This is a genomic window from Caballeronia sp. INML3B, from assembly GCF_023631305.1.
Taxonomy (GTDB): Bacteria; Pseudomonadota; Gammaproteobacteria; order Burkholderiales; family Burkholderiaceae; genus Caballeronia; species Caballeronia turbans.
This window is the reverse complement of the sequence record NZ_JALQDI010000006.1, coordinates 231,388-255,548: the sequence shown is the minus strand read 5'-3', so window position 1 is coordinate 255,548 and position 24,161 is coordinate 231,388. Positions and strand designations below refer to the sequence as shown.

The following is a 24,161-nucleotide window of genomic DNA, read 5'->3' as shown; positions in this document are numbered from 1 at the left end:
AGCGTTGATCCGCTTGAAATCTTTTTGGGGTGGCTGATGGGACTCGAACCCACGACGACAGGAATCACAATCCTGGACTCTACCAACTGAGCTACAGCCACCACTGGTGCCGCGATCTTGATTGCTTCTGAACTGCTGCAGCAATCAAGAAGCGAGATTATACGAACAACGATCGCGCTTGCCTAGTACCTTTGAGCATCTTTTTCCGAAGTACGCGCATCAGGACTCGATTGCTTCCACGGCCTCGCGAAGGTGGCTGCGCGCCTCGTCGAAAATCGTCAGATCGCCTGTTGCGAGCCGGCGATTATCGGATAGCACACGACGCCATCCCCGCGCGCCCGCAACGCCGCGATACAGGCCCAGCGCGTGGCGCGTCACGGCGCCGAGATACGTGCCGCGAGATAGTTCGTGACGCGCGTAGTCGATGAGCCCCGCCTCGATGTCCTCGCGCGAGGGCACTGGCGTCGCAGCGCCGTAAAAGCGCGTGTCGACGCCCGCGAGCACGTACGGATTGTGATAAGCCTCGCGGCCGAGCATCACGCCATCGACGTGCTTCAGATGCTCTTCGACTTCGTCGAGCGTCTTGATGCCACCGTTGATCGAAATTTCGAGATGCGGGAAGTCGCGCTTCAACCGATACGCATACTCGTACTTGAGCGGCGGAATCTCGCGGTTCTCTTTAGGGCTCAAGCCTTTGAGGATCGCGTTGCGCGCATGCACGATGAACACCTCGCAGCCCGCATCGGCGATCGTGCCGACGAAATCGCGCACGAACTCGTACTCCTCGACCGCATCCACGCCGATGCGATGCTTGACCGTCACCGGAACCGATACGGCGTCGCGCATCGCCTTCACGCAATCCGCGACGAGCTGCGGCTCCTTCATCAGGCACGCGCCGAATGCGCCGCGCTGCACGCGCTCGGACGGGCATCCGCAATTCAGGTTGATTTCGTCGTAGCCCCACTGTTCGCCGAGCTTCGCGCTCTTTGCGAGATCGGCCGGCTCGCTGCCGCCGAGTTGCAGCGCGACGGGCGCCTCGGCGGGCGTGAATGCGAGATGGCGCGCGACATCGCCGTAGAGCAGCGCGCCCGTCGTCACCATTTCCGTGTAAAGCCAAGTCTGACGCGATACGAGGCGGTGCAGGGACCGGCAATGGCGGTCGGTCCAATCCATCATCGGGGCAACGGAAACGCGGCGCGGGCTGGTCTTCGATACGGCTGACATGGGCGACGGCGGCCGCGCTTTCGCGCGAACCGCCTGAATCTAATAGGGAATCGACAATTTTACCGCAGCGCGGCGGATCGGTCGTCCGGCCCGAATCGGCCGGGCGCCAGGCACGCGTGATGCACATCGAGGGTCTCCCCTTCGCGGAGAGCGATCATGACCCGACATCACCTCGCGACAGCCGCCCTTTTGCTCATCACTACGTTCACGGCGCACGCCCAGACCGCGCGTCCGGACGACAGCGCCTCGATGGTCAAGCCGCCGAGCGCGCCCGGTGCGCCATCCGCAAGCGCCACGCGCCCCGACAATCCCGACAACATGCCGGTGAAGCGCCCGAATCCGCCGCAAAACAGCGATCGCATGCTGCATCACAGCCCGGCGAGCGACGCCATCGCAAAATAACCCGCGACAGCGCCGGACCCGGCCTGGAAGCACTTGCGACGCCACTATAATGGCGCTCGTCACGACAATCGGAGAGAGCCGCGCCCTCCGGCTTCAAGCGGTCTAGCCAATGCAAAAAGTCATACTGCCATTAGTTTCCGGTTTTCTCGCCGCGCTTTTTTTTCGCGAATCGACCCTGGCGCTGCTCCACGCAGCGGGTCTCGTCGATCCGGCCGGCTTTTCCATCACACCATTTCTTCCGCTCGGCATCCCCGAATTCATCGCCAATGCGTTGTGGAGCTCCATCTTCGGTGTGCTGATGGTGTGGCTCCTGCGCGTTGGGCCCGAGCGCAGCGCACCGTGGATCGGCGCGCTCGTCTTCGGCGGCATCGTGCTGACGGCGGTCGGCGTGTTCGTGATCGATCCGGCGCGCGGCATCTGGCCGAGCGGCAACCTGCTGCCGCGTCTCACGCCCAACTTCATCGCCAACGCCATCTGGGGCTGGGGCGCACTCGTCTTCATGCGCGCGTTCATGGCGGGCAGCGAGTCGGACTGATCCCCCGTCAAAACCGCCCGCGCGGCATCAGTCCTTCAGAAGCCGTAGCGGATGCGCCGCGGGCGTCCACGCGCTTTCGAACATGCGGTCGATATCCGCGGCGTTCACGTCCTCGGCGCGCGCGACCTTCCAGCGCGGCTCGTTGTCCTTGTCGACGATGCGCGCGCGAATACCCTCCAGCACATCGCCGCGCTCGAACATCGTGCGCGTGAGGTCGAGATCGCGCCGCAGCGTCTCGGCCATGGTCGAGAACTTCGCGCGATCGACTTGCTGCAGCGCTACATCGACGGAAAGCGGGGAACGCTCGCGCAGTTCCGCGGCCGTGCGCTTCGCCCAGTCGTTACCGAGCTCCGCCTCGCGCTCGAGCGACGCGAGAATCGATGCGCCGTTGCCCGCCGCGAAGTGCTTGTCGATCATCGTGCGCGCCGCGGCGAGCTCGCTCCTCTCGGGGATCGGCGCGACCTTGTACTTCGTCGTCTCGTTCTGCACGAAACGCACGATCTCGACACCATCGAGAAAGCGCTGATGCCTGAGCGATTCGACGAGTCCCGGCAGCGCGCCATCGTCGAGATAGGCGTCGGCCATGCGGGCATAGAGCGCATCGGCTGCGCCGAGGCTCGCGCCCGTTGCCGCGAGATAGCGTCCGATCGCGCCGGGCGCGCGCGCGAGGAACCAGCTCACGCCGACATCGGGAAAGAGGCCGATACGCGTCTCGGGCATCGCCATCTTCGTCGACTGTGTGACGATGCGCAGGCCGCCCGTGTGATGCGCACCCTGCGAGATGCCCATGCCGCCGCCCATCACGACGCCATTCACGACCGCGATATACGGCTTCGGGAACGTGAAGATCGCGTGATTGAGCTTGTATTCGTCGGTGAAGAACGCGTCGATCGCGTCGCGCGCCCCCGCCTGCGCGGACTCGTACAGAAAGCGGATATCGCCGCCCGCGCAAAACGCCCGCACGTGCGGACTATAGACGACGACGGCGCGGATCGCCTGATCGTGGCGCCACGCGCGCAATGCCTCGCTGATCGCGCGCAGCATCAGCGGCGTCAGCGCGTTGAGTGCCTTCGGACGATCGAGCGCAATGAAGCCGATGCCGTTGGCGGTGTCGATACGGATGTCTTCGGTGGTCATCGTGTTGAAGTGTCGGATCGATCCGGTGCGTTGAATCGAGTTTCGGTTCCCCGAGGTTCAGTTCCGTTGACCGGCGCGTACCACGCGTCAAGCGACAGCTCGACGAGTGTCGCGGCCGGCGTCTCGGGCAACGCCGCGCCGTTCAGTTTCAGCGCGACGATGCCATGCAGATTCGCCCACAGCCCTTCCGCGCACGCAACCGGCGCAGCGCGCGGCGGCAGCCGGTCGGATGCACGCAACTCGACGAACGCATCCGCGATCAGCGAGAGCGCCGCCGCGCCGGAATCCGCCGCCCGACCGTTGCCATTGACGTTGTCTTTGGCATCGGCGCCTGCGCCGGCGAAACCTGCGGGCTCCATGAACATCAGCCGATACGTCTCGGGCTCGGCCAGCCCGAATTCGACATACGCGCGCCCCATTGCGTTCAGGCGCGCGGCCGGGTCCGCGATCGATGTATGCGCGAGGAACGCGTCGCGCAGACTCGCGTGCCCTTCCTTGCACAGCGCCCGCGCGATGTCGCCACGGCTCTTGAAATGAAGATAGAGCGCGGCAGGCGAGTAATCGATCGCCTCGGCGAGCTTTCTCATCGAGAGCGATGCGAACCCTTCGCGCTTTACGATCGCACGCGAGACTTCGAGTATGCGCTCGCGCAGCGCCTCGCGCTGTTCGCGTCTTTGCTCGGTGCGCCGCTCCTGCGATCCCATGCGAGGCATTGTCGGCACCGCCTCTTTCGAAGTCAAATCGCGGCGCGCCGGTGCGCGCTCAGATGGTCATCTTGCCGTTGTCGTTGCGGCGCGACGCCGCTCGATAAAGCGGCTCGTCCGAATCGCCGAGCACGACCGACGCGAACACGATGCACAGCGCAAGAATCAGCACACCAACGGCTGCCCAGATGAGCCATAGCGCATTGGACTCGACAAGTGAGTGAAGAAAGGAATGAAGCATGACGACCCCGCGCGATTTTTATATTTGATGCTCAGGAAAGCGCATGCCTTTGAGCAAATAATGTGCCGAGCGAATCGCATCGCGTGCGGCGAATAGAGCGATGGTACTCCGTTGCGCGATCACGCGGAAGCAGGCGCGATGTTTCCGCCGTCGATAACGAACACGGTGCGTTGGAGGTCTTACATCGCGCCGTGTAAGAGACGAAGGCTTGCGTGTGTCAGCGCATCAGACCGTGACGCGCCCCGGCGGAAAGTGTCCGCTTTTCAGGAGCACCGGCATACCGTTGGTCACGCGCAGATGCTCTCGCGCAACGGCTTCGATGCGCGTGCGGCCCGCGGCGAACGCGTCGATCCAGCCGGCGGTGTCGTAGGACTGCGCGCCGAAATGATCTTCGAGCGCTTCGACGGAAATGGCGCACGGCACGCGCCGGCCGTCGACGATCGCGGCGAACTCGACGGTCAGATTGGCATCGCGGTAATCGGGCGCGTCCGGGAGGAAACGAATATCCATGATTGTCTCGTTGCTGATGCGTGGCGACCGGTGGGAGAGCATTGGGTCGGGGGCCACGCGAAGACGTTCAAGCGCTTATCGCTCCATTCGATGCGAGCACGTTGACTGCGCCGCCCACGCTCGCACGAATCGATTCGGCGATATGGTAACCGCGGTCGCGCCGCGCGGTCCAGCGCCCGTGCCGTTCACGCGGCAAGAACGCTTTCGTCGATATCCACGACGAGCAGCGAACTCGCCCGAGGATCGGCATAGTTGAAATCGAGCAGCCGGCTCATCTCGCGCACGCGCTCGCATACGCGTTGCCGCGCTTTCTCCGATAAGTGCGGATAGTCGCGCAGCACGTGCGCGTCGAAGCGATAGTGCACGCCCCAGGCGATGTTGCCCGGATGATTCGCGACGCCGCTCGTACGCCAACTCACGAAAAGCGCGGGCGTCGGCTCGAGACCGATTTCCGCGACATCCGCGCCGCTCGGAAAAAGGTCGATCAGGCAATTCGCGACGTCGTGCAGCACCATGTGTCGCAGGTGGACGGGACGCATTATGTCGCTTGCAGCAAGCGGTCGATGTAGTCGCGCGCGGCCTGCTCCACATGCGCGAGGGCCCCGCTCTCGGTTGCGAAGCGCCGCTCGGGTCCGAGATCGACGAGCGCCTCGAAGCGATGCACGTCATCCGGTCCGCCGCGCGCCAGACTGACCGAACCGACATAGATCGGCGCACCGCCGTCCTGTTCGCCGTGAGCCCGTACGAGCCGCGCCGAGGCGCTGATGTAATACCCGCGATATGGCCCCGTGACTCTTTCCGCCATGGCTTCTTCCCCCTCTTTAGCTTGCCGCGCTTTTTGCCGATTTCTCCCAGGTTCCCGGCAGGCAATTGCAACCGAAATCCCAGATGGATAAGGTGTGCGATCCGGAAAATAGTTCATCGGACAGGCACCTCCAATCGTCGATCCGCAAGCAACGCGCCCGCGCGACCTCGCCCTGCTCGCCCGCCTCGGGCGGATAACAACCGCTTACGAGTCGCGTAAGCCGCGTGTGGGACAATGCCTATCTCAAAAAATGCGCCCTCGCCGCGAAGACAAGGCCGGCGGCGCACATCGCAATTCGCTCTCACGAGGTAAAGATGAAGGAACCCGGTCGGCGCATGCGCCGTATCTCCGCTCGCGCCGCACATGGCGGCGCTGTTTCGCGTGTCTTCTGGCTGCGTGCCGCCGCACTCGGCGCGGCGGTCGTCGCCGTGGCGAGTCTCGGCGCGTGCGCGTCGTCGAACGAAGCATCGCTCATCAACCTGCCCGATGGACAGACCGGCTACGCCGTCAATTGCAGCGGCGCGGACGCGGGATCGAGCTGGGCGAGCTGCTATGTGCTCGCCGGCAAGAAATGCGGCGCGACGGGATACGACATCGTCTCGAAGGATAACGAGGAAGGCGGCCCGACCGGCGGCGGCATCACCAACGTGATATCGGCGAACGTCAAGAACCGCTCGATGATCGTGCGCTGCAAGTAAGCACGCAGGCGATGGACCGTGTCAGTGTGCGCTCATCTTCGAGAACGCATTGAGCACGACCACGCCGGCGACGATGAGGCCCATGCCGAGCATGGCGGGCAAATCCGGCGTCTGCTTGAAGAGCAGCGCCGCGACGAGCGTGATGAGCACGATGCCCGCGCCCGACCACACGGCATACACGACGCCGACGGGCAACGCGCGCAACGTCAGCGACAGCAGATAGAACGACAGCCCGTATCCGGTCACGACGATGACCGCGGGGAGCGCGCGCGTGAAGCCATCGGAGGCGCGCAGCGCGGAGGTCGCGACGACTTCGGCGACGATCGCGATCGCGAGGAGCACATAAGCGGTTGAGCGCATCTTTGTTGTCGTCAGTTGTCGTGTTCGTTCGAAGATGTCGATGGCGTCAGTCGCGTCCGAGCGAAAGATCGCCGAAGTTCTGGCCGAGCACGGCGCATAGCGCTTCGACGACCATCTGATGATCGTCGCGCTGCGCAAGCCCCGACACCGCGACCGAGCCGATCACGCCCGCGCCGGATACGCGCAAGGGAAACGCACCGCCGTGCGTCGCGAACTCGGCGAGATCGAGACCGTACTTGTCGGCGAGCGTCGCGCCGGCCTGCTGCAGCGTAAGACCGATCGCATAGGAACTGCGGCGAAAATGCTCGACGGTGCGCGACTTTCGCTCGACCCAACGCGCGTTGTCGGGCGTGGTGTTGTCCATCGCGGCGTAGAAGAGCTTGCGGCCGAACGTGCGCACGTCGATGACGACGGCCGCGTCGCGCGCGAGCGCCATCTCGCGCAACTGCGCGCCGATCTGCCATGCATGCTCGGCGTGAAACTGGGGGAACACCAGCGTGTGTTCCTGATGCGCGATAGCCTGCAGAACGTGTGGAATGTCCATGAGCGAGGACTCCTTTAGCGTGCGTGGATTGGGATTGGCGTATGTGACTTCGCCGAGATTTTTGCGATTTTGACACGCGCGTGTGAAGTCGCCACGCGAGAGTCGGCCATGAACCGGTTCAATTGCGACCTGTGAGCTGGCACGCTGGGCGCATCGCAATACGCGCGCGGAAAAGCAAAAAGCCCGGCTTGACCGGGCTTTTTGAGTAATGCTGGACGGTGTTGGTTGCGGGGGTAGGATTTGAACCTACGACCTTCGGGTTATGAGCCCGACGAGCTGCCAGACTGCTCCACCCCGCGTCCGTCGAAGAAAAGATTATAAGTCCTCGCTTAGTTTGCCGCAATACCCCGTTTGCTTCGATCTTCCAAAAAGAAGAAACGAAGCTGCGTCGCAGCGTCTCGCGTCGAAGCGAAGCCATGGAAACACGCGTGGCATAATCGTCCGTTCGTCATGGTCTCCATATCGACAACGGATCAAACGCGGCATGCATCACTTGCGTCGGGGCATCATCGGAAAGATCAGCGGGTTCGCGGCGATATGCGCGATCCTGCTGCTCTCGCTCGCGCCCGTCGCATCGCAGGCGTTCGAACATGCGCGCATCGAATCGCTGCTCGCTTCCGTGTGCGCATCCGATGCGCAGGCATCGCGCGATTCGCATCCAGCGAACCACCACGTCGCCGATCATCTTCAGGCATGCGCTTATTGCGATCTCATCGCGCACGCGCCAACGCCGCCGGTATCGCTCGATCGAGCTTTCTCCGCGTTTTCACCACGCGATGTATTCCCTTCCGCCCCGCTCACGGATGCGCCGCGACGCGAGTTGGTCAACGCTGCGCAACCGCGCGCCCCGCCCGCTTTCGCCTGAATCAATTTCCCATGCACGGGCTTCGTCCATCGCACAGCGCGAGAGAAGTCTTTCATTCGCATGCAGCAAATATCGCCCGAAGCGTCGACTGCTTCGAGCACGCAAGGAACCATCATGCTTTCATCATCGTTCAGGCGGGGCGCGCTCGCGCTGGCGTTCTTCGGCTCGACGCAACTCGCGTTCGCGCACGCATTGCCTAAGCTGCAACAGCCCGGCCCCGGCGCGACCGTCAGTGGGCCGCACGAAGTCGCGATCGACTTCGGGGAGGCGCTCGAGCCGACCTTCAGCAAGCTCATCGTCACCAATGCGCGCGGCACGCAGGTCAACACCGCGAGCTCCACCGTCGATGCCGGCAACAAAAAGCACATGAGCGTCGCGCTTCCCGATCTCGCGCCGGGCGTCTACGAAGTGCAATGGACCGCTGTCGCGGCGGACGGTCATCGGACGCAAGGTCACTACAACTTCACCGTCAAGTGAGGACAATATGAAAAAAATCGCTGTACTCGTGGGCACGCTCGCCTGCGCATCGTTCGCCCAGGCCGCCACGCTCGAAGCCCGCGATTGCTGGATTCGCGCGATGCCGCCGAACCTGCCATCATCGGGCTACTTCATCGTTACGAATAACGGCGACAAGCCCGCCACACTCACGGCCGCCGAGACCCCCGCCTTCGGCATGGCGATGATGCACAAGTCCGAGAGTAAAAACGGCACGGCGACGATGTCGCCGGTCGACTCGGTCGACGTCCCCCCGCACGGCACGCTGAGCTTCGCGCCCAAGGGCTATCACCTGATGCTCGAAGAACCCGGCAAGCCGCTCAAGGTAGGCTCGACGATTCCCCTCACCCTTTCGTTCGCGGACAAATCCACGCTCAACGCGAACTGCGAAGTGAAGTCGCCGGCGACGGTCGGTCATTGAGATCACGCAGCTCACGCTTCTTAAAAACAAAGCGCGCCGGATTTCCAGCCCGGCGCGCTTTTTTAGCGGCTACACAGCATTACTTCACGGCCTGCTGAACATGTCCATGATCTGCTTGCGTTCGTCGGTCGTGACTTGCGGCGTTGGGGGCGCCTGCATGCCGGCCGGTCCCACGCCGCCCATCGTGGTCGCATCGCCCGCCATGGGGTTGGTGTTATCCAGTCCGATGCTCGCGACGAAGCCGGCGCCCGGCGTGCGGTCGGCATAGAACAACTCGCCGTCGACAGTCGTAATGCCATCGGGCTTCGCCATCTGCTCCTGCGGAATCCCCCGCAGCGCGCGTCCCATGTATTCGACCCAGATCGGCAGCGCGAGCTGCGCGCCGAACTCGCGGCTGCCGAGCGTCTTGGGCTGGTCATAGCCCATCCACGCGACCGCGACGAGTTGCTTCTGATACCCGGCGAACCAGCCATCCTTCGCGTCGTTGGTCGTGCCGGTCTTGCCTTGCAGGTCGTTGCGCTTCAGGACGTTGGTGCCCGAGCCCGTGCCCTGCGTCGCGACCGTATGCAGCAGGCTGTTCATGATGTACGCGTTGCGCGGCTCGAGCGTCTGCGGTGCGTTGCTGCCGGCCGTGAGCGGATTCGCGCGCGAGATCACGGTGCCGCGCGCATCGGCGACATCGGCGATGAGATAAGGATTGATGCGATAGCCGCCGTTCGCAAACACCGAATACGCGCCGCTCAGTTGCAAAGGCGTGACGAGCCCGGCGCCGAGCGCAAGCGGCAGATAAGGCGGCGTCTTGTCCTTGTCGAAGCCGAACTTCTGGGTGACGAAGTCCTGCGCGTAGCCCGTGCCGATATACGACAGGATGCGGATCGACACCAGGTTCTTCGACTTCTGCAGGCCGGTGCGCATCGACATCGGGCCGTCCGGCTGGTCGTCGTCCTTCGGTTCCCACGCGTCGCCGCCGCCGGCCGCGGGGAAGTACAGCGGCGCATCGTTGATGATGGTCGCCGGTCCGAGACCCTTGTCGAGCGCCGCCGAATAGATGAACGGCTTGAAGCTCGAGCCCGGCTGGCGCCAAGCCTGCGTGACGTGATTGAACTTGTTCTTGTTGAAGTCGAAGCCGCCGACGAGCGCGCGGATCGCACCGTCCTGCGGCGTCATCGACACGAGCGCGCCCTCGACCTGCGGCAGTTGCGTGAGCTGCCAGTTGCCCTTGTCGTCCTTCGCGAGACGCACGATCGAGCCCGGCTTGATCGCAAGCGCCTTCGTCGCGTTGCTGCGCAGCCCCGCCGCCACAAAGCGCACGCCTTCGCCGGAAATGGTCGCGGTATCGCCGCCGACGAACTGCGCCGTCACCTGCTTCGGGCTCGCGCTCGTCACGACCGCCGCAACGAGCTCGCCGTTGTCCGGATGTTCGACGAGCGCGTCTTCGATCGCCTCGGCGCGGTCGTCCGCGTTCGACGGCAGATTGATGTTGCCCTCCGGGCCACGATAGCCATGCCGGCGCTCGTAATCCATCACGCCCTTGCGCACGGCCTTGTAGGCGGCGTCCTGATCGGCGGAATCGATGGTCGTCGTCACCGTGAGGCCGCGCGTATAGGTCTCTTCCTTGTACTGCGCGTACATCATCTGCCGCACCATTTCCGCGACGTATTCCGCATGCACGCCGTACTCGGTGCCCGCGGACTTCGTGCGAATATCCTCGGCGATCGCCTGATCGTACTGCTCGCGCGTGATGAAGTTGAGGTCCAGCATGCGCTTGAGAATGTATTGCTGGCGCACCTTCGCGCGCTTCGGATTGACGACCGGGTTATACGCAGACGGCGCTTTCGGCAGGCCCGCGAGCATCGCCCCTTCGGCGAGCGTGATGTCCTTCAGATCCTTGCCGAAGTACACGCGCGCCGCAGCCGAAAACCCGTAGGCGCGCTCGCCGAGATAAATCTGGTTCATGTACAGCTCGAGGATCTGATCTTTCGTCAGCGCGCGCTCGATCTTGTACGCGAGCAGCATCTCGTAGATCTTGCGCGTGTAGGTCTTCTCGCTTGACAGGAAGAAGTTGCGCGCGACCTGCATCGTGATCGTGCTCGCGCCCTGCGATGCGCCGCCGTGCGTCAGATCGGTCACGCCCGCGCGCAGAATCCCGACGAAGTCGACGCCGCCATGATCGTAGAAGCGGTAATCCTCGATCGCGAGGACGGCCTTCTTCATCTGGTCGGGAATGTCCTGGAAGCGCACGAGGCTGCGCCGTTCCTCGCCGAACTCGCCGATCAGCACGTGATCCGCGGTGTAGACGCGCAGCGGCACCTTCGGCCGATAGTCGATGAGCGCATTGAGCGACGGCAGGTTCGGCCCCATGACGACGAGCGCATAACCGACGATGAGCGCGCCAATCACCACGCCGATCGCGGCGAGGCCCGCAAACCAGAGCGCGATGCGCGCGAAGGGCGAACGCCCTCGCCCGTCGCCGTTACGATCGTTGCGGCCGCCGCGGCCATTTCCGCCGTTGCGTCCGCCGCCGTCGCGGCCGCCCGAGTCATTGCGTGAGTCGTTGCGAGAGTCGTTCCAGCGGGGCTCGCGATCGTATCGCGAAGACTTCGATGAGTCGGGTCGTTTGATGATAGGCATGTGTGGTTTGTTCAGCGTGCCTTGAAGCGCGCGCGCTGCCGGGCTGCGATGCGACGCGCCGAAGCCTCGGCGCTACTGCAAAGACGGGACGAACGAATGGGGCCGGTTTCGACCGAGAATAACTGCCCATTTTAAAGAATTCGTGCGCGCCCCTACAAAACCAGCGGGAATTTTTTGTAAGTAAATGCCGCGCGCCTGGCGAACGCCTGCGTATGTCGGGTTACCCACAGAAAGTGTTGAGAGCCTTGTGGACAACCGTATGAGAAAATATCCAAGTTGTTGATCGCGCGCCGTTTTTGCGCGACGCTCAAACGCGTGCGATGCGAGGTGGCTCACACGCACGGCCGGCGCGCAAACCGATATGATGGTTGAGTGGATCGCGGGTTCCCCGCAACCACTCGGGCGTGCCTGAGATATAGATGTCGTGCCGTTTGATGAACCGAAGCCGCGATCTTTCCATACGATCGCCTTACTGTTTGCGAGCCGCTCATGACGACCAAACCCAGCGAACGCATCGTTGTTTTCGTGACTCCCGCGCAGAAGCTGGCCATCAGCAATACAGCGGACACCCTCGGCATCAGCGTGAGCGAGCTCATGCGACGCGCGGTGCTGAACTTCAACGCGACGAGCGAGCAGATCAAGGTGGCTGGCATCGTCGATCGTCTGCGTGCGCCGAAGGCCCCCGATCCGCTCAACGCCGCGCTGAAAAGCGTCGCCGCGAAAGCAGCCGCGCGAGAAGCCCGGGAAGCTGCGGCGAGCGCGACCAAGCGCGCCGCGCAGGCGCGCACCGTCACCGAGCCCCTTCCTGACCCCGCTTTAGCCGAAGATGAAGTCGTGCACGACACCGATCACGACGACGATGCCTCCCTGACGGACGACACGCGTTCCGAACGCTAGCTCTGCCCCGCTGCGGCCGCGCGCGTCGTTACACTCCTTAACCTTCCGTTAAGGCCCGATTAAGTCACGGCATGATTTAATGAGCGGGTAAACCCGGCGTGAACGCAAGGCTCACGCCGCTTGCAATCCCGCGCGTTGCGCCTCACATTCGAGCCGCGTGGCACGCTGATGAGCGCGCACGCCGCCGTCTTCATCCAGGAGAAATACATGTCGCTTTTCGATTCCATCACGCGCACCGTCAGAGGCCTCTTGAACGACGCCGCCGATACCATGCAGGACCCTTCGCGCGACGCGCGCCAGATCGTGCGCGAGCTCGACGACAGCATCGCGAAGGCGGAGAACTCGCTCATCGAGATAGAAGCGCAGGTCGCGACGCAGCAAAGCAAGCGCGACGCCGCCGCCGACAAGGCGAAGAAGTACGGCGACGGTGCGAAGCGCGCACTGCAGACAGGCGATGAAGGACTCGCGCGCGAAGCACTCGCGGCGCAGGCGAACGCCGAATCCGAACGCGACGCGCTCGCGGCGGAACTGCAGACGCTGGAGCCTTCGGTCGAGCATCTGAAAAAGCAGATCGCGGACATGCGTCAGCGCCGCAACGATCTCAACGCGCGTTCCAATATTCTTCAGGCAAAGCAGCAGATCGCGCAGGCGAAGGACACCGCGGCGACGGCGCTGGGCGGCATCGGCGGAAAAAATCTTTCAGAGGACTTTCAGAAGCTCGAAGACAAGGTTCAGCTCGCCAACGCCCGCTCGGACGCGCGTCTGAATTCGGCGGACCAGAAATCCGGCAAGGCGCTCGACGACAAACTCGCGGAACTCAATCGCGGGCCTTCGGTCGAGGATCGTCTCGAGGCGCTGAAGAAGCAGTTGAATACGCCGGCGCAATAAGTGCTGGTGTTGAAGGCGTCGACGCATGGCGAACTCCTGGGTTCGCGACGCGTTGCACGAACATGCGCTACTTTGAGTATCACCACTTGCATCACTCGTTCGCAGCATCGACAGGAGACGGACGTTCATCGCGTCCGGCCCGCATCATGAAAAAGACTTTGACGGCTCTGGCGTTGTCGCTGTCGCTTGCTTCCCCGCTCGCGTTCGCCGTGCCGACCGCGCAGCAGGTAGAGCAGTCGATGACGCAAGGCAACTGGCAACAGGCCGACTCCCAGTTGAGCGAAGTGCTTGGCGCGCATCCGAAGAATGCGCATGCGCACTATCTCTATGCGCAGGTGCTCGACCGCGAAGGCCGTTACAGCGATGCTCTTTCGCATCTTCAACAGGCGAAATCGCTCGATCCTTCCCTGAGCTTCACGGATCCGTCGCGCTTCGCCGCCACGCAAGCCCGCATTCAGGCCGATGCGACGCGCGCCAGCATCTCGCCGCGCTCGAGCAACGGCACGACTACATCGAGCGCGCAGAATCCCTTCAATCAGGATCAGGCCGCCGCGGCACCGCAAAAGCACGGCATCGGCATGGGCGCGTGGATCGGTTTGGCGCTGCTGATCGCGGCGATCGCGCTCGTGCTGCGCTGGGGCTTGCGACGCGCCCGCGCACGCGACGACGGTCAGGCCGAAAACGACCGCCGCTCGCAGATGAAGCGCGCGACCGAACTGCTCAACGACGTGCGCACGCTCAAGCTCGATGTACGGCTGTCTACTGCGCCCGGTCACGAAGCGCTGCTGAGAGACGTCGAAGGCGCCGAGACTCAACTGCGCGAGATGGTCGAGTCGCTATCGAACTCGAAGAATCCGGTGCCGCCGTATGCGATCGAAGATCTGGAAAATCAGGTCGCGAGCCTGAAGGCCCGTGCCGAGGGCCGTCCCGATCCGAACGTTGGCAACAACGCTCAGCCGGGCGCGCCGAACGGCTCGCCCTATGCGCAGGAAGCCGAGCGTTTCGGGCGCGGCCAGCAGTATCCGCAGCAAGGGCCTTATCCGCCTTATCCGCCCCAGCAGGGGCAGCAGCAGCCGCCCGTCATCATTCAGCAAGGCGGCGGCGGATTCGCCGGCGGCATGGGAGGCCTGCTCACCGGCGTACTGCTCGGCGAAGCGTTGTCACATGGACGCGATCGCGTGATCGAGCGCGAGGTGCCCGTCGATCGTCCGCCGCAGAACGATAACGGCGGACTGGATTTCGGCAACAACAGCGGCGGCGGCCTCGATCTCGGCAACGGGTCGAACGACTGGAACGACGGCAGCGGCGGCGGCGGGCTCGATCTCGGCAGCAACGACGACAACTGGCGCGACTCCTGACCTTGCCACGCACGCATCAATGAGGGCCCCGTTTTCGCGGGGCCCTTTTTCGTTCTGACTTGAAGAACCGGCGCGCAGAAGTCAGCGCGTCACCCGCCGCCGAGAAAGCGCAGCAGGCCCCACAGAAACCTGAAGAAGCCGACGATGAACTCCCAGATGCGCTCGAGCTGATCCCAGCTCGCGACGTGCAGGATGGCGCGGAGGATCATGCCGTCGGCGTCGCGCGGCCTTCGACGAGCGCGCGTTCATGCTTGAATGAAACATCCATCGTGGAAAAAAGAAGGCGGCTCTCGCCGCCTCCTGTGCCTGTCGCAAAAATCGCATGATACCCGGTCGGGCATGGCGGCCCGCCGAGTCGAGCTTCACCCCTGCGCTTTCTTCTCCTCGCTTTCGGGCGGTGCTTCGTCGGTCAGCGCCTCCTCCAGTCGGTCAAAGATTCGCTTCGTTGCGCCGCGCGGCTGAAGCGCGAACAACAGCAACGAGCGGCCCGTCACCTGATATACGTCGTCCGAGCCGAACTCGGGCAACTCCTCACGGATCGGCGCGTTCGTGTCGATCAGACAAATCCACTCGTCCGGACCCGGGATGTCCGGCAGCGTGAAATCGACCACGTCGTGATACGCGTTCACGATGAGCAACAGCGTCGCGTCCGATGCCGGCTTGCGGATGCCTGACGCCCGCGCGCGGCCGTCGAAGACGACGCCGAAGCAGCGCATGTTCGGATCGTCCCATTGTTCCTGCGTGAGTTCGTCGCCGGTCGTACCGAGCCATCTGACGTCGGCCACCTGCAAGTCGGCGTTGTACTCGCCCGTGAGGAAGCGCTGGCGGCGCAGCACCGGCAGCGTGTGGCGCAGCGTCGTGAGCTTGCGCACGAACTCGGTGAGCGCGCGGCCATCGTCATCGATTTCCCAATTCACCCAGCTGATTTCGTTGTCCTGGCAGTACGCATTGTTGTTGCCCTTCTGCGTGCGGCCGAACTCGTCGCCCGCGAGCAGCATCGGCGTGCCTTGCGAGAACAGCAGCGTCGCGAGCATGTTGCGTTTCTGGCGCTCGCGCAGCGTGCGGATTTCCACATCGTCGGTCGGGCCTTCGGCGCCGCAGTTCCACGACTTGTTGTCCGAGTGGCCGTCGTTGTTGTCCTCGCCGTTCGCCTCGTTGTGCTTTTCGTTGTACGACACGAGATCGTTCAGCGTGAAGCCGTCGTGCGCCGTGATGAAGTTGACGCTCGCCCACGGCCTGCGTCCGCGCTTGTTGAACTTGTCGCCCGACGCGGTGATCCGCGTCCCGAGCTCCGGCGCGACGCCCTCGTCGCCCTTCCAGAATTCGCGCACCGTGTCGCGATAGCGATCGTTCCATTCCGCCCAGCCCGGCGGAAAGCCGCCGACCTGATAGCCGCCCGGCCCGCAATCCCAGGGCTCCGCGATGAGCTTGACGCTCGAGAGAATCGGGTCCTGCCGGCAACTGTCGAGAAAGCCGCCGCCTTCGTCGAAGCCGTACGGCTCGCGGCCGAGAATCGTCGCAAGGTCGAAGCGGAAGCCGTCGACATTCATCTCCGTCACCCAGTAGCGCAGGCTGTCGGTGACCATCTGCAGCACGCGCGGATGCGAGAGATTGAGCGTGTTGCCCGTGCCGGTATCGTTGATGTAGTAGCGCGTCTCTTCCGGCATCAGCCGATAGTACGACGCATTGTCGATGCCGCGGAACGACAGCGTCGGCCCGCGCTCGTTGCCTTCGGCGGTGTGGTTGTACACGACGTCGAGGATCACTTCGAGGCCGGCTTCATGCAGCCGGTCGACCATCTCCTTGAACTCGGCGACGGCGCCCGGCCCGCGCGCGAAATAGCGCGGATCGGCGGCGAAAAAGCCGATCGTGTTGTAGCCCCAGTAATTCGTGAGACCCTTGTCGAGCAGGTAACTGTCGTTGACGAACGCGTGAATCGGCATCAGTTCCACCGACGTCACGCCGAGGCTCTTGATGTATTCGACGACCTCTTCCTGCCCGAGCCCTTCGAAGGTGCCGCGCATGTGCTCCGGAATCGCCGGATGCAGCTTCGTGTAGCCGCGCACGTGGGTCTCGTAGAAGATCGTGTGCTCCCACGGCACGCGCACGCGCGTCGCATGGGTCCAGCTAAAAGTCTGATCGACGACCTGGCACTTCTGCATGAAAGGCGCGCTGTCGCGTTCGTCGAAGGTGAGATCGTCGCCTTCGGCGTCGAGCGTGTAGCCGAACAACGCCGGGTCCCATTTAAGCGTGCCGACGTGCGCCTTCGCATAGGGATCGAGCAACAGCTTGTTCGGGTTGAAGCGATGTCCGGCTTCCGGTTCGTATGGACCGTGCACGCGGTAGCCGTACACCGTGCCGGGTTCGAGCCCGTGCACATAAACGTGCCAGACTTCGTCGGTATATTCGGGCAGCTCGATACGCTGCGTTTCCTTCTCGCCCTTCTCGTCGAAGAGGCATAGTTCGACCTTGGTCGCGTTCGCGGAGAAAAGCGCGAAATTGACGCCCGTTCCGTCCCAGCTCGCGCCGAGCGGAAACGGGGAGCCTTCAGCAATGCGGAGTTCTTTCGGCATGAGATGATGTGTTCGAGTGGTTGACACGCGGTGCGTCGGGATCGTGCGTGGGCATTGCGGGGCTTCCAACGGATCGTAAGGAGCATTTAGCGTGCCCATGCGCTGATTCGGCGCGCGGCTCGCTTCAGATTGGCTGCAACGTCCGAAGCGTTACGCGCGCACCGCCCCGCGTGTAAAACGTTCGCTTACCGGAGCGCGAAATGCTCGGCGCCCGAATGACGTTCGACACACCCGCCCATCGCAGCAGGAGAACACGCCTTGTCCACACGCCCAGGTCCCGCCATGTCGATTTCCCCGATCAACGGCACAGCCGAAGACAGCCGCGCGGCCGGCCGCGCGCTGCGCGACGCCGTTCCGTTCGAGGCCCACGGCGCGTGGTCGCCCGAGCCCGACCGGCCCGACCCGGTCGAGCGCGTACTCGCAGGCAACGCGGGCCGGCAGGAGCGGCTCATTCCGCTACGCATGCAGCGTATGGCCGAGTCGCCGTTCGCCTTCCTGCGCGGCTCCGCGACCGTGATGGCGTGGGATCTGGCGAAGTCGCCGTCGATCGGGCACAACGTGATCATCGACGGCGATGCGCATGTCAACAATTTCGGCCTCTTTCGCACGCCGCGCCAGGACGTGGTGTTCGATCTGAACGATTTCGATGAAACGCTCGTCGGCCCGTGGGAGTGGGATCTGAAGCGCCTGACGGCGAGCATCAACGTCGCGGCGCGCGAGAACGGCGTGGACGCCGCGGGGCGCGAGCGCGCGGTGCGCTCGGCCTGCTTGGCGTATCGCACGACGATGGCCGGCCTCTGGCAAGTGAGCCCTTACGATCTCTGGCAGATGCGCTCCTACGCGAGCGCGCTGCACATGGACGCCCCGACGAAGCTTAACGCCGAAGAAAAAGCGACCATCGAAAAGACCGTCGAGCGTGCGATGAAGCGCTCGCACGCGACCATGCTCGCGAAAGTCGCGGAACCGGTCGGCAAGAGCTATCGCTTCAAGGTCGATCCGCCGATCCTCACGAGCCTCGACGCCGCCGAGAAAAATCATGTGATCGACGGCCTGAAGGCGTATCTGCAGACCATCGCGGGCGAATGGCGCATGATGCTCGAGCGATACGACGTCGTGGATGTCGCGCATCGCGTCGTCGGCGTGGGCAGCGTCGGCACGCGCGCGTATCTCGTGCTGATGCTGAGCCGCGCGCTCGGCGATCCGCTTTTCATTCAGGTCAAGGAAGGCATCGTGCCCGCCGCCGCGCCGTTCGTGCCGCCGCTCGAGGAGCCGTATCGGCACCAGGGACGGCGCGTCGTGCATGGCCAGCGGCTCTTGCAGAGTTCGTCGGACGCGCTGCTCGGCTGGACGACCATCTCCGGCCGCGATTTCTACGTACGACAGATGAAGCAGATCCGCGGCTCGATTCCGATGGACTGGCTGCACGGCGCCACGTTCGATTTCTACGCGTGGTGTCTCGGCCTCCTGCTCGCCCGCGCCCACGCGCGCACGGGAGACGCCGCGCTCATCGCGGGCTATTGCGGCAATTCGGATCGCCTGGATGCCGCGTACGCGACCTGGGCCGAGCGCTACGGCGCACAGACGGTCGCCGATCACGCCGCCTTTTGCGCGGCGATCAGCGTGGGCCGCGTCCCGGCCGCCTGACGGTCGAACGGGCGCGATTCTCAGCGCGCGGGCGGTCCGCAGTCGAATTGACTATCATTGTCGGAGCCCGCAATGGAACGCACTTTGCCGCATGTTTCGCGGGCTTTTCAATGGCATAGCCCTTGCTGCCGCTTTGGTCCGCACAACCGTCTAACTCAAACTGGAGGAAGCCGCGCATGAGCATGATCGATGAATTCAAGAACTTCGCCTTGAAGGGCAACGTCATGGACCTCGCGGTCGGTGTGATCATCGGCGGCGCTTTCTCGACGATCGTGAACTCCGTCGTGAAGGATCTGATCATGCCGGTGGTCGGTCTCGCCACCGGCGGCCTCGACTTTTCGAACCTCTTCGTAAGACTCGGTCAGATACCGCCTACCTTCAAGGGCAATCCGGATTCGTACAAGGATCTGCAGACCGCGGGTGTCGCCGTGTTCGGCTACGGTTCGTTCATCACGACGCTGATCAATTTCATCATCCTCGCGTTCATCATCTTTCTGATGGTCAAGTTCATCAACAATCTGCGCAAGCCCAATGAAGCCACGCCGCCGCCCGCGACGCCGGAAGACGTGCTGCTGCTGCGCGAAATTCGCGACGAACTCAAGAACGCGCCGCGCGTCTAGCCGGACAAACCCGCTCGAAACAGATTGAACCCACGCGGCTCGCGCGGGTCTGCCCGGGTAGCCCACCCCCGCTCGCTTGGTGCGCCCACCCGCTTTTTTCTTTACGAAAGCTGTTCGCGCGGGTAGCAGCAGGACTATTATTGGGATAGATGCTCAGAGGGATGCCAAGCGGGCCGCCAAACGGTCATCGGCACGAATCATGCGCCACGGACGTGCACCGGCACCTTGCCGGTCACGACGAGATGGCCCGATTCACCGTGACCTAATCACATCGATGCGCTATAAAAGATCGACGTGCGGCGCGCAAGACGGGAGTGGCCGCATGAGGACGCTGCGTTTCTTGCAAATCTTTTTCAGGCGAGTTTTTATGTCCTTCCCGAAAAGGCGTAAGCGCGTGAAGGCCGATGGCGACGAGTCTTTTCTCGCCGTGCTGCGGCATTTCAAGCCATTTGGTCAGCTCGACACGAAGATCGCCCGGGCTCGCGCCCAGGATGAACCGGTGCTCTACGCACACGTTCTGCCCGGTCTCGATGTCCTTCTGTGCAGCGTGCGAGGCGCACAGCCACCGTACCCGGCCATCGACGAGTTACACAGGCGCTGCGTCGAATCGATCACCAATGCGCTCGAGCAGCCGCTCGACGGACTGGAGAACGGCGGCTACTGGTACGAGGCAAACGGCTTTGGTTTCCTCGTGTTCGCGAGCCGCGCCCGTGCGCAGATCCTGAGCGAATTCGGTGCGACGGTGTCAGCGCGCAGGCGTCGCGGCACCCGCCGGCAGGACGCGGGCGATGCCGCATCGCGGCCGCTGCGTTGATCCCTCTCTGACCTTTCCCGTGTGTCTTTGATGCGCGCGGGCCTCGTGAACGAGGCCCGGCGTGCCGTCGGCTGCGCGTCGAGGCGCTTCGCGCAAACCCCGACTACTCCCGCGCGCTTTCGTGTTCTTTAATGGAAGCCACGCGCGAAAGCGTGATGGCGCGTGCCTTGCTGCGTCGGGATTGCAAGCTGCCTACCCGATCCATCATGCCCTGAGGAAATCGCCTTGGGGACTACAAGGAGAACACCATGTCGGAACACGTCTACAAGCAGATCGAATTGACCGGCTCCTCGACGCAATCGAGCGATGACGCCGTACGCGTCGCGCTGGACAAGGCGTCGAAAACGCTGCGCAACATGCACTGGTTCGAAGTGGTGGAAACACGAGGGCACATCGAGGACGGCAAGATCCTGCACTGGCAGGTGACGATCAAGGTGGGATTGCGCATCGATTGATCCGCTCGCTGCATCGCATGAAAAAACCGCGCTTCGTTTTGCAACGAAGCGCGGTTCGTCATTGCGCGGACTGAAGGTAGAGACGCGAGCTTACTTCGGCAGCGAGCCGTCAACGCCCTCGACATACCAGTTGATGCGCTGCAGTTCCGGATCGGTCAGCGTCTTGCCAGCCGGCACTTTCTCCGCGCCCGACTGATCCTTGATCGGACCGCTGAACACATCCCACTTGCCCGCGTGCAGTTCGTCACGCTTCGCGGCAACCGCCTGCACCGCCTTCGCCGGAATCACGCCGGTGTTCAGGTCTTCGAGATCCACGGCCTTCTGCGGAATGCCGAGCCACACCGGATCGTTTTTCCACTTGCCGTCGAGCACTTGCTGGATCACCGAGTTGTAGTACACGCCCCAGTGCGCGACCACCGAGCCCAGATGCGCGCCCGGGCCAAACTTCTTCATGTTCGAATCCCAGCCGAACGCGAAGACCTTCTTTTCGGCGGCGGTGTTGAGCGTCGCGTTCGAGTCCGTGTTCTGCAGCAGCACGTCGGCGCCCTGGCCGATCAGCGTCTCGGCAGCCTGCTTTTCCTTGCCCGGATCGAACCAGCTGTTGATCCAGATGACCTTCGTGTGGACCTTCGGGTTCACGGAGCGCGCGCCCATCGTGTAGGCGTTGATGTTGCGCACGACTTCCGGAATCGGCACCGACGCGACGAAGCCGAGCGTGTTGGTCTTCGTCACGTAGCCCGCGGCGACGCCGGCCAGATACGCGCCCTGATACATGCGCACGTCATAGGTGCCGAAGTTTTTCGCTTTCTTGAAGCCGGTTGCCGTCAGGAAGATGGTGTCCGGGAAATCCTTCGCGACCTTCAGCGCAAAATCCTGATAGCCGAAGCTCGTAGCGAGGATGACCTTGTTGCCCTTGTTCGCGAGGTCGCGGAACACGCGTTCCGAATCCGCCGACTCCGGCACGTTTTCCACGCGCGTGATCTTGATCTTGTTGCCGAACTTCGCTTCGGCTTCCTTGCTGCCCGCATCGTGCGCGAAGGTCCACCCCGCATCGCCCGGATTGCCGAGATAGACGAACGCGACGCCCGGCGCATCCGCCGCCTGTGCGCTCAGCGCCGCGACGGTGGCGGACAATGCGACCGTCGCGGTGATCGCCTTCAGCCATGGTTTATTCATTGTGATTCTCCTGGTCGATGTTGTGTGTGAAACGATATTTCAGGCCCGCATCAGTGTGGTCGGTCAAAAATGAGAGCGGAACCGCGATGCTGCGCAAGAACAACAGCATCAGCTCGCCGCGAAAAACGGCTTGCCGAGCGATGCGGGCGCGTTGAGCTTGATGGTGTTCGGGTTGCGTGAGATGAGCACGAGGACGACGATCGTCGCGATATAAGGCAGCATCGCGAGAAATTGCGTCGGGACGGGCACGCCGATCGCCTGTGCGTAGAACTGCAGCGCCATCACCGCGCCGAAGAGCAGCGCGCCGATCAACAGGCGGCCGGGGCGCCATGTCGCGAACACGACGAGCGCGAGCGCGATCCAGCCGCGACCCGAAGTCAGTTGTTCCTGCCAGACATGCAGATAGACGATCGAGTAATAGCCGCCCGCGATGCCGGCCATCGCGCCGCCGAAGAGCGTCGCGCCATAGCGCACGCCGACGACCGGAAAGCCCACCGCATGCGCGACCGCCGGCGACTCGCCGACCGAGCGCAGCACGAGGCCCGCGCGCGTCTTGTAGAGAAACCAGCCGATGACGGCGAACATGATGAACGCGAGATAGCCGAGCGGCGTGAGCGAGAAGATCGCGGGTCCGAGCACGGGAACGTTGGCGAGGCCGGGAATCGGCATCACGTCGATGGTCGAGCGCACCGCCGCCGACGTATAAGGCTTGCCGACATACGCCGAAAAGCCGATGCCGAAGATCGTCAGCGACAGGCCCGTCGCGACCTGATTGGCGAGCATCGTGATGGTGAGAAAGCCGAAGAGCAGCGCCATCGCGAGTCCCGCGAACACGGACGCGACGATCCCGAGCCACGGACTTCCGGTGATCGCCGTGACGGCGTAGCCGGTGACGGCGCCCATCAGCATCATTCCTTCGACGCCGAGATTCAGCACGCCGGATTTTTCCGCGACGAGTTCGCCCGCGCCCGCGTACATCAGCGGGATGGCGGCGATCACGGCGCTCGACGCGAGGTTGCTGGCCTGATTGATGTCCATTTCTTATTGCCTCGTCATGCGGCGTGATGCGCAGGCGTCCTGCGCTTGATGCGGAAATTCACGAACAGATCGCAGCCGAGCAGGCAAAAGAGCAGCAAGCCCTGGAACACGCCCGCGAGCGCTTGTGGCAATTGCAGCGAGGTCTGCACGGCTTCGCCGCCGAGATACAAGAGCGCCATCAGCAGGCTGGCGAGCACGATGCCCACCGGATGCAGACGTCCCACGAACACGACGATGATCGCCGTGAAGCCGTAGCCCGGCGACCAGCCCGCCTGAAGCTGGCCGATCGGGCCGGCCACTTCGCCCATGCCGGCGAGTCCCGCCAGGCCGCCGGAGAGCAGGAGCGAAGTCCAGATCGTTTTCTTGTCGGAGAAACCGGCGTAGCGCGCGGCGAGCGGCGCGAGACCGCCGACGTTCATGCGAAAGCCCGCGAAACTCTTGCGCATGAAGAGCCACACGCACGGAATCGCGATCGCCGTCAGAAACACCGACGCATTGATGCGCGTGCCCTTGAGCCACGTCCAGTGCCAGTCGCCGTAGAGGCGCGGGAACAGCGCGTCGTCGCCGAACATCGCCGAGATCGGGAAGTTCATGCCTTCCGGGTCGCGCCACGGGCCGCTCACCAGATAGATCAGCAATTGCGTCGCGACGTAGGTGAGCATCAGGCTCGTCAGGATTTCGTTGGTGTTGAAGCGGCTCTTGAGGAGCGCGGGAATCGCCGCCCACACCATGCCGCCGACGACGCCGCCCGCCATCATCAGCGGCAGCGTCCACCAGCCGGACGCATCGCCGGCGTGAATCGCGATGCCGCCCGCGACGATTCCGCCGAGCAGCATCTGCCCTTCCGCGCCGATGTTCCACACATTCGCGCGATAGCCGACCGCGAGTCCGAGCCCGATCAGGCACAGCGGCGACGCCTTCAGCACGAGCTCGGACCAGCCGTTGATGCTGGAAAGCGGCTCGATGAAGAACGCGTGCATCGCGCGCAGCGGGTCCTGTCCGACGAGGCTGAAAATCAGAAAGCCGATGACGAGGGTCGCGACGGCGGCAACTACCGGCACCGCGAGCTGCATGACGCGCGAGGGCGTCGGGCGCGCTTCGAGTCGATAAGGAAAGGTCATCGTGC

The 24,161-nt window shown here is 63.6% G+C and carries 27 protein-coding genes and 2 tRNA genes; 13 read left to right on the top strand and 16 right to left on the bottom strand.

Annotated elements, in window-relative coordinates; genetic code table 11:
- Positions 1-25 precede the first annotated feature (25 nt).
- Together NCS58_RS06845 and dusA are read right to left on the bottom strand one after the other, a co-directional pair.
- Positions 26-101 (bottom strand) — tRNA-His (locus NCS58_RS06845).
- Between the two features lie 118 nt (positions 102-219).
- Positions 220-1,224 (bottom strand): tRNA dihydrouridine(20/20a) synthase DusA, encoded by a 1,005-nt coding sequence (dusA, locus tag NCS58_RS06840; protein ID WP_250476582.1) that lies wholly within the window; start codon positions 1,222-1,224, stop codon positions 220-222.
- A gap of 156 nt (positions 1,225-1,380) precedes the next feature.
- Here dusA and NCS58_RS06835 point away from each other — a divergent pair, with 156 nt between their 5' ends.
- Both NCS58_RS06835 and NCS58_RS06830 read left to right on the top strand, forming a co-directional pair.
- Positions 1,381-1,626 carry a hypothetical protein gene (locus NCS58_RS06835; protein ID WP_086960893.1) on the top strand — a complete coding sequence of 82 codons (246 nt, stop codon included), beginning with the start codon at positions 1,381-1,383 and terminating at the stop codon, positions 1,624-1,626.
- 109 nt (positions 1,627-1,735) lie between these two features.
- Complete coding sequence (locus tag NCS58_RS06830) at positions 1,736-2,161, top strand: hypothetical protein (RefSeq protein WP_250476581.1); 426 nt, start codon at positions 1,736-1,738, stop codon at positions 2,159-2,161.
- Between the two features lie 27 nt (positions 2,162-2,188).
- Here the strand turns inward: NCS58_RS06830 and NCS58_RS06825 are convergent, their stop codons facing one another.
- The 6 genes from NCS58_RS06825 to NCS58_RS06800 form a co-directional block, all read right to left on the bottom strand.
- Entirely contained in the window at positions 2,189-3,298 is a 1,110-nt protein-coding gene (locus NCS58_RS06825) for an enoyl-CoA hydratase/isomerase family protein (protein ID WP_061117503.1), read from the bottom strand.
- Positions 3,295-4,011 carry a TetR/AcrR family transcriptional regulator gene (locus NCS58_RS06820; protein WP_250476580.1) on the bottom strand — a complete coding sequence of 239 codons (717 nt, stop codon included), beginning with the start codon at positions 4,009-4,011 and terminating at the stop codon, positions 3,295-3,297. Before NCS58_RS06820 ends, NCS58_RS06825 begins: the two co-directional genes overlap by 4 nt.
- 49 nt (positions 4,012-4,060) lie before the next feature.
- A complete protein-coding gene (locus NCS58_RS06815; RefSeq protein ID WP_061117505.1) occupies positions 4,061-4,243 on the bottom strand; it encodes a hypothetical protein in 183 nt (60 codons plus the stop codon).
- A 225-nt stretch (positions 4,244-4,468) separates the two neighbouring features.
- Positions 4,469-4,753, bottom strand: a complete 285-nt coding sequence (locus tag NCS58_RS06810; RefSeq protein ID WP_061117506.1) for a DUF1488 domain-containing protein — start codon at positions 4,751-4,753, stop codon at positions 4,469-4,471.
- Between the two features lie 185 nt (positions 4,754-4,938).
- The gene (locus NCS58_RS06805) at positions 4,939-5,292 is read right to left on the bottom strand and encodes a hypothetical protein (protein ID WP_250476579.1); all 354 of its coding nucleotides are present in this window, start codon (positions 5,290-5,292) and stop codon (positions 4,939-4,941) included.
- A complete protein-coding gene (locus NCS58_RS06800; protein WP_061117508.1) occupies positions 5,292-5,558 on the bottom strand; it encodes a hypothetical protein in 267 nt (88 codons plus the stop codon). Before NCS58_RS06800 ends, NCS58_RS06805 begins: the two co-directional genes overlap by 1 nt.
- 314 nt (positions 5,559-5,872) lie before the next feature.
- Here NCS58_RS06800 and NCS58_RS06795 point away from each other — a divergent pair, with 314 nt between their 5' ends.
- Entirely contained in the window at positions 5,873-6,256 is a 384-nt protein-coding gene (locus tag NCS58_RS06795) for a hypothetical protein (protein WP_061117509.1), read from the top strand.
- Between the two features lie 21 nt (positions 6,257-6,277).
- Here NCS58_RS06795 and NCS58_RS06790 read toward each other — a convergent pair whose 3' ends face one another.
- The 3 genes from NCS58_RS06790 to NCS58_RS06780 form a co-directional block, all read right to left on the bottom strand.
- Positions 6,278-6,616 (bottom strand): multidrug efflux SMR transporter, encoded by a 339-nt coding sequence (locus tag NCS58_RS06790; RefSeq protein ID WP_061117510.1) that lies wholly within the window; start codon positions 6,614-6,616, stop codon positions 6,278-6,280.
- A 46-nt stretch (positions 6,617-6,662) separates the two neighbouring features.
- The gene (locus NCS58_RS06785; RefSeq protein ID WP_061117511.1) at positions 6,663-7,160 is read right to left on the bottom strand and encodes a heme-degrading domain-containing protein; all 498 of its coding nucleotides are present in this window, start codon (positions 7,158-7,160) and stop codon (positions 6,663-6,665) included.
- Between the two features lie 222 nt (positions 7,161-7,382).
- A tRNA-Met gene (locus NCS58_RS06780) sits at positions 7,383-7,459 on the bottom strand.
- Positions 7,460-7,644: 185 nt separating this feature from the next.
- Here NCS58_RS06780 and NCS58_RS06775 point away from each other — a divergent pair.
- The 3 genes from NCS58_RS06775 (at position 7,645) to NCS58_RS06765 (ending at position 8,941) form a co-directional block, all read left to right on the top strand.
- Positions 7,645-8,025 carry a DUF2946 domain-containing protein gene (locus NCS58_RS06775; RefSeq protein WP_061117512.1) on the top strand — a complete coding sequence of 127 codons (381 nt, stop codon included), beginning with the start codon at positions 7,645-7,647 and terminating at the stop codon, positions 8,023-8,025.
- A gap of 114 nt (positions 8,026-8,139) precedes the next feature.
- A complete protein-coding gene (locus tag NCS58_RS06770) occupies positions 8,140-8,502 on the top strand; it encodes a copper resistance protein CopC (RefSeq protein ID WP_061117629.1) in 363 nt (120 codons plus the stop codon).
- 7 nt (positions 8,503-8,509) lie between these two features.
- The gene (locus tag NCS58_RS06765) at positions 8,510-8,941 is read left to right on the top strand and encodes a copper chaperone PCu(A)C (protein WP_061117513.1); all 432 of its coding nucleotides are present in this window, start codon (positions 8,510-8,512) and stop codon (positions 8,939-8,941) included.
- An 84-nt stretch (positions 8,942-9,025) separates the two neighbouring features.
- On the opposite strand, the gene NCS58_RS06760 is transcribed toward NCS58_RS06765, so the two are convergent.
- A complete protein-coding gene (locus tag NCS58_RS06760) occupies positions 9,026-11,572 on the bottom strand; it encodes a penicillin-binding protein 1A (protein WP_250538158.1) in 2,547 nt (848 codons plus the stop codon).
- Between the two features lie 489 nt (positions 11,573-12,061).
- On the opposite strand from NCS58_RS06760, the gene NCS58_RS34445 reads away from it, so the two are divergent.
- The 3 genes from NCS58_RS34445 to NCS58_RS06745 all read left to right on the top strand — a co-directional run bounded on the left by NCS58_RS34445 (position 12,062) and on the right by NCS58_RS06745 (position 14,715).
- Positions 12,062-12,469: a plasmid mobilization protein gene (locus NCS58_RS34445; RefSeq protein ID WP_250476572.1), complete on the top strand. Its 408-nt coding sequence runs from the start codon at positions 12,062-12,064 to the stop codon at positions 12,467-12,469.
- A gap of 207 nt (positions 12,470-12,676) precedes the next feature.
- On the top strand, positions 12,677-13,357 hold the full coding sequence (locus tag NCS58_RS06750; protein WP_250476578.1) for a PspA/IM30 family protein: 681 nt from the start codon (positions 12,677-12,679) through the stop codon (positions 13,355-13,357).
- A gap of 146 nt (positions 13,358-13,503) precedes the next feature.
- Complete coding sequence (locus NCS58_RS06745) at positions 13,504-14,715, top strand: lipopolysaccharide assembly protein LapB (RefSeq protein ID WP_250476571.1); 1,212 nt, start codon at positions 13,504-13,506, stop codon at positions 14,713-14,715.
- Between the two features lie 362 nt (positions 14,716-15,077).
- Here the strand turns inward: NCS58_RS06745 and glgX are convergent, their stop codons facing one another.
- Complete coding sequence (gene glgX / locus NCS58_RS06740; RefSeq protein ID WP_250476570.1) at positions 15,078-17,288, bottom strand: glycogen debranching protein GlgX; 2,211 nt, start codon at positions 17,286-17,288, stop codon at positions 15,078-15,080.
- A 258-nt stretch (positions 17,289-17,546) separates the two neighbouring features.
- On the opposite strand from glgX, the gene NCS58_RS06735 reads away from it, so the two are divergent.
- From NCS58_RS06735 to NCS58_RS06720, 4 genes are all read left to right on the top strand, one after another.
- Complete coding sequence (locus NCS58_RS06735) at positions 17,547-18,932, top strand: DUF2252 domain-containing protein (protein ID WP_061117518.1); 1,386 nt, start codon at positions 17,547-17,549, stop codon at positions 18,930-18,932.
- Positions 18,933-19,108: 176 nt separating this feature from the next.
- Positions 19,109-19,552, top strand: coding sequence for a large conductance mechanosensitive channel protein MscL (gene mscL, locus NCS58_RS06730; protein ID WP_061117519.1), 444 nt, complete (start codon positions 19,109-19,111; stop codon positions 19,550-19,552).
- 322 nt (positions 19,553-19,874) lie between these two features.
- Entirely contained in the window at positions 19,875-20,366 is a 492-nt protein-coding gene (locus NCS58_RS06725) for a hypothetical protein (RefSeq protein ID WP_250476568.1), read from the top strand.
- A 248-nt stretch (positions 20,367-20,614) separates the two neighbouring features.
- Positions 20,615-20,821, top strand: a complete 207-nt coding sequence (locus NCS58_RS06720) for a dodecin (protein WP_061117521.1) — start codon at positions 20,615-20,617, stop codon at positions 20,819-20,821.
- Between the two features lie 90 nt (positions 20,822-20,911).
- Here the strand turns inward: NCS58_RS06720 and NCS58_RS06715 are convergent, their stop codons facing one another.
- From NCS58_RS06715 to NCS58_RS06705, 3 genes are all read right to left on the bottom strand, one after another.
- Positions 20,912-21,997 (bottom strand): BMP family ABC transporter substrate-binding protein, encoded by a 1,086-nt coding sequence (locus NCS58_RS06715; RefSeq protein WP_061117522.1) that lies wholly within the window; start codon positions 21,995-21,997, stop codon positions 20,912-20,914.
- Positions 21,998-22,105: 108 nt separating this feature from the next.
- The gene (locus NCS58_RS06710) at positions 22,106-23,035 is read right to left on the bottom strand and encodes an ABC transporter permease (protein ID WP_061117523.1); all 930 of its coding nucleotides are present in this window, start codon (positions 23,033-23,035) and stop codon (positions 22,106-22,108) included.
- Between the two features lie 14 nt (positions 23,036-23,049).
- A complete protein-coding gene (locus NCS58_RS06705; RefSeq protein WP_061117524.1) occupies positions 23,050-24,156 on the bottom strand; it encodes an ABC transporter permease in 1,107 nt (368 codons plus the stop codon).
- Between the last annotated feature and the right edge of the window lie 5 nt (positions 24,157-24,161).